The organism is Methylobacterium sp. WL120, from assembly GCF_008039465.1.
GTDB lineage: Bacteria > Pseudomonadota > Alphaproteobacteria > Rhizobiales > Beijerinckiaceae > Methylobacterium > Methylobacterium cerastii.
Genome location: NZ_VRUT01000282.1, coordinates 1 through 3,014, shown reverse-complemented (window position 1 = coordinate 3,014; position 3,014 = coordinate 1). Strand labels below are relative to the sequence as shown.

The 3,014-nt window shown below is 71.7% G+C and carries 4 protein-coding genes and 2 pseudogenes; 1 reads left to right on the top strand and 5 read right to left on the bottom strand.

Features of this window, described 5'->3' with window-relative positions; translation table 11 throughout:
* Window positions 1–645: pseudogene (locus FV229_RS26195) on the top strand (ATP-binding protein); the annotation flags it as partial.
* An 18-nt stretch (window positions 646–663) separates the two neighbouring features.
* Here the strand turns inward: FV229_RS26195 and cysC are convergent.
* The 5 genes and pseudogenes from cysC to FV229_RS26175 form a co-directional block, all read right to left on the bottom strand.
* Window positions 664–1,243: pseudogene (gene cysC / locus FV229_RS26190) on the bottom strand (adenylyl-sulfate kinase).
* Window positions 1,244–1,393: 150 nt separating this feature from the next.
* Window positions 1,394–1,819, bottom strand: coding sequence for an acyl-CoA thioesterase (locus FV229_RS26185; RefSeq protein ID WP_147754715.1), 426 nt, complete (start codon window positions 1,817–1,819; stop codon window positions 1,394–1,396).
* A 66-nt stretch (window positions 1,820–1,885) separates the two neighbouring features.
* Window positions 1,886–2,014: a hypothetical protein gene (locus FV229_RS28535; protein WP_281406758.1), complete on the bottom strand. Its 129-nt coding sequence runs from the start codon at window positions 2,012–2,014 to the stop codon at window positions 1,886–1,888.
* A 161-nt stretch (window positions 2,015–2,175) separates the two neighbouring features.
* Entirely contained in the window at window positions 2,176–2,457 is a 282-nt protein-coding gene (locus tag FV229_RS26180; RefSeq protein ID WP_147729335.1) for a hypothetical protein, read from the bottom strand.
* Window positions 2,458–2,572: 115 nt separating this feature from the next.
* Window positions 2,573–2,758 (bottom strand): DUF1508 domain-containing protein, encoded by a 186-nt coding sequence (locus FV229_RS26175; RefSeq protein ID WP_147754714.1) that lies wholly within the window; start codon window positions 2,756–2,758, stop codon window positions 2,573–2,575.
* Window positions 2,759–3,014 lie beyond the last annotated feature (256 nt).

Genomic DNA, 3,014 nt, shown 5'->3' with positions numbered 1-3,014 from the left:
AGCCCCGCCGACCTGATGCGCGAGCTGGCCGCCCACCGGCCCGAGCCGGCGACCGCCCCGCCTGTCCTCGACGAGGCCGAGAACCGCGCCGGCTGCGACGCGATCCTGCGCGGGCTCGTCGCAGAGCCCGAGGCCGGGCGCCAATCCGTCGCCGTGGTCTACCAGGACTTCCTTGTCCGCTGCCGGATGCGCGGGCTCGACGGCGAGCGCGTCGGCCTCCAGGCGTTCCGCCGGTCTCTGAGCGTGGCGCGGGCCGGAATCGACGCGGCGGCGCCCGCCGCGACGGACGGAGACGCGCGCTGGACCCAGGCGCAGGACGCCGCCGCCGGCATGCCGGAGGAGGTCCAGGGCCTGTTCCTGCTGCTGGCGCGGGCGGCGCTCGCGGGCGAGCCGTGCCCGGGCGATGCGGCGCTGGCCCGGGCCATCGGCAGCCGCTCGCCCGGCCGCGCCCGGCGCCTGCTCGGCTACATGGAGAGCCGCAACGCCATCGTCTGCCGCGTGGATTTCTCGAAGAACCGCATCGTCGCCCTGCCGGCACTCGGCTGCGAAACGGCGCCGGGCGACCCGAAGGCGGACGTGGCGGAGGCCGCGCCACCGGAGCAATCCGAAGCGGGGGCCGGATGGGGATTGTTCGCCGCGGAGTGAGGCGTCCCGCGCGGGAGGTCAGGCGGCGCTGAGCCGCATCAGCTCCGCGATCAGGGGCTCCGCCGAGGCCGCGACGCTCAAGCCATCGGTGGCCAGGGTCAAGTCGGGGGCGAGCGGCGCCTCGTAAGGCGCGGAGATCCCGGTGAAATTCGGGATCGCGCCGGTACGCGCCCGGTCGTACAACCCCTTCGGGTCGCGGGCCTCGCAGACCGCCAGCGACGTGTCGATGAAGACCTCCAGGAACGGGATGTCGCCGGCGATCTGCCGCGCCGTCTCGCGCTCGGCGCGAAAAGGGCGAGATCAGCGAGACGATCACCACCAGCCCCGCCTCGGCCATCAGCCGCGCGGTCTCGGCCGCCCGCCGGATGTTCTCGACGCGATCCGACGCGGTGAAGCCGAGGTCGCGGTTGAGACCGTGGCGCAGGTTGTCGCCGTCCAGCACCATCGCGTGCCGGCCCGCCTCGGTGAGCGCCCGATCGACAGCGTTGGCGATGCTCGACTTGCCCGCGCCCGACAGCCCGGTGAACCAGGCGATGGCCGGGCGCTGGTTCAGGCTGCGCCAGCGCGTCTCGTGGGGCTGGAGCGTCTGCCAGGTCAGGTTGTCGGATCGCCGGGTGGGGTCGGCGGCGTGCTTCGACGGATCGGGCAACGGCGGGGCTCCTTGAGCCTGCTCACGCGTCCTCCCGCCCCCTCCGGGATCCGCTCGGCTGATTCTTAGCCGGAACCGGGCTGTAACGGAACCCGTCGATCACGCGTCCGTGAGCACCGCCTCAGGCGCGGGCGCGGCCTTGGGGATCGCCCTCGGCCGGCCCTCGTCGTCGATGGCCACGAAAGTGAAGGTCGCCGAAGTCACCTTCTCGCGAAGCTGCGTCCGGAACCGCCGGGCCCAGGCCTCGACCTCGATCTTCATCGAGGTCCGTCCGACATGCCCGATGCGGGTGTAGACGCAGAGCACGTCGCCGATCCGCACCGGGCGGATGAAGGTCATCGCGTCGAGCGCGACGGTGACGACGCGGCCTTCGGCCCGGTCGACGCCGGCGATACCGCCGGCCTGGTCCATCTGCGACAGCACCCAGCCGCCGAAGATGTCGCCGTTGGCGTTGGTGTCGGCCGGCATTGCGATGGTGCGGACCGTCAGGTCGCCCTTCGGTTCCTCGGCGCTGTCCCGGTCCATGCGATCCTCGTCCTTGGCGCTAGGCGCGGCGCCGATTATGCGCGAACGCGGCGGCGTCGAAAGGGGTCAGGGCATCAGGCCGGAGAGTTTCAGGCCGGCCGCCAGAAAGACGGCGACGGCGCAGACGACGCATTCCAGCGGAATCGATTGCCAGAGGTCGCGCGCGACCACCTCGCGCGTGGCGATATCGTCCATGGGGCGTTCCTCCCGGGCGGACCGATCTGATGCCGGCCGTCCCGAAGCGGCGAGCCTACACCAGATCGACGGCCGACGCAGCCCGCTTCCATAGACGACAAAAAACCCGGCGGCCCCATGGGCCGCCGGGTTCTGGACTTCGGTACGGAATGATCTTGCGATCAGTAGAAGAAGCGGCGACGCGGGCCGTAGAAGCGGCGGCCGTAATACGGGCGGCGGTAGAACGGACGCGGGCCGTAGAAGCGGCGGCCGTAATACGGACGACGGTAGAACGGGCGCGGCCCGAAGCGGCGGCGGTAGAAGTATTGCGCCTTCTCGGCAACGGCCGGGGCGGCCTCGGTCTGGAGCGCAAGGCCGGGACCGACCGGGGCGGCGGATGCACCCTGCGGGGCGGCGGCGGCGAAGCCCAGCACCAGCAGGGCGGCCAGCAGGAATTTCCTCATGGCGATCTCAATTCTTTCAAGGACGGGAGACGGACGAGCGCGGATGGAGCCCGAGCCGCTAGAACGCACGAACTGCGGAAAGCGTTTCGTCGCCGCCGCGGCGTTTCCGCCGGGATCAGGCGATCTGCGTCGTCATGTCGACGACCGGTACGGTGCCGCTCTGGCGCACCAGCGCGATACCGTGTTCGCAATCCTCGCGGCGGACGTAGCCCTCGCCCGAATCGGCGACGACGTTGCCGTTCTGGGCCCGCAGGCGCCAGCGCCAATGGCCCGGCGCATCGCGGTAGAGTTCGAATCGCATCGGGGCTGCTCCTATCTCGATGCCGTCGAGATGGGGCGCGACGTCGTGCCCGGCAATGCTCCCGTGCAGCCGGAGGCGACGCGTGCCGGCGCCGAGACGAAGAAGGCCGCCCCGGAGTTCCGGGGCGGCCTTCTTCAGTTGGTCGCGAAGAAGCGGGACGCCTCAGGAGCGCGGGCTGCGGTCGAGCCAGCCGATGGCGCGGCCCTCGTTGCCGCCGTTGCCACCGCCGCCGCCGCGCGGGCGGTTGCCGGTGGGC

Bases quoted from the DNA above. Each gene is read 5' to 3' on its own strand.
- FV229_RS28535 (WP_281406758.1), bottom strand. From the start codon at position 2,014: ATGGACGATATCGCCACGCGCGAGGTGGTCGCGCGCGACCTCTGGCAA.
- FV229_RS26180 (WP_147729335.1), bottom strand. From the start codon at position 2,457: ATGAGGAAATTCCTGCTGGCCGCCCTGCTGGTGCTGGGCTTCGCCGCC.
- FV229_RS26175 (WP_147754714.1), bottom strand. From the start codon at position 2,758: ATGCGATTCGAACTCTACCGCGATGCGCCGGGCCATTGGCGCTGGCGC.
- FV229_RS26185 (WP_147754715.1), bottom strand. From the start codon at position 1,819: ATGGACCGGGACAGCGCCGAGGAACCGAAGGGCGACCTGACGGTCCGC.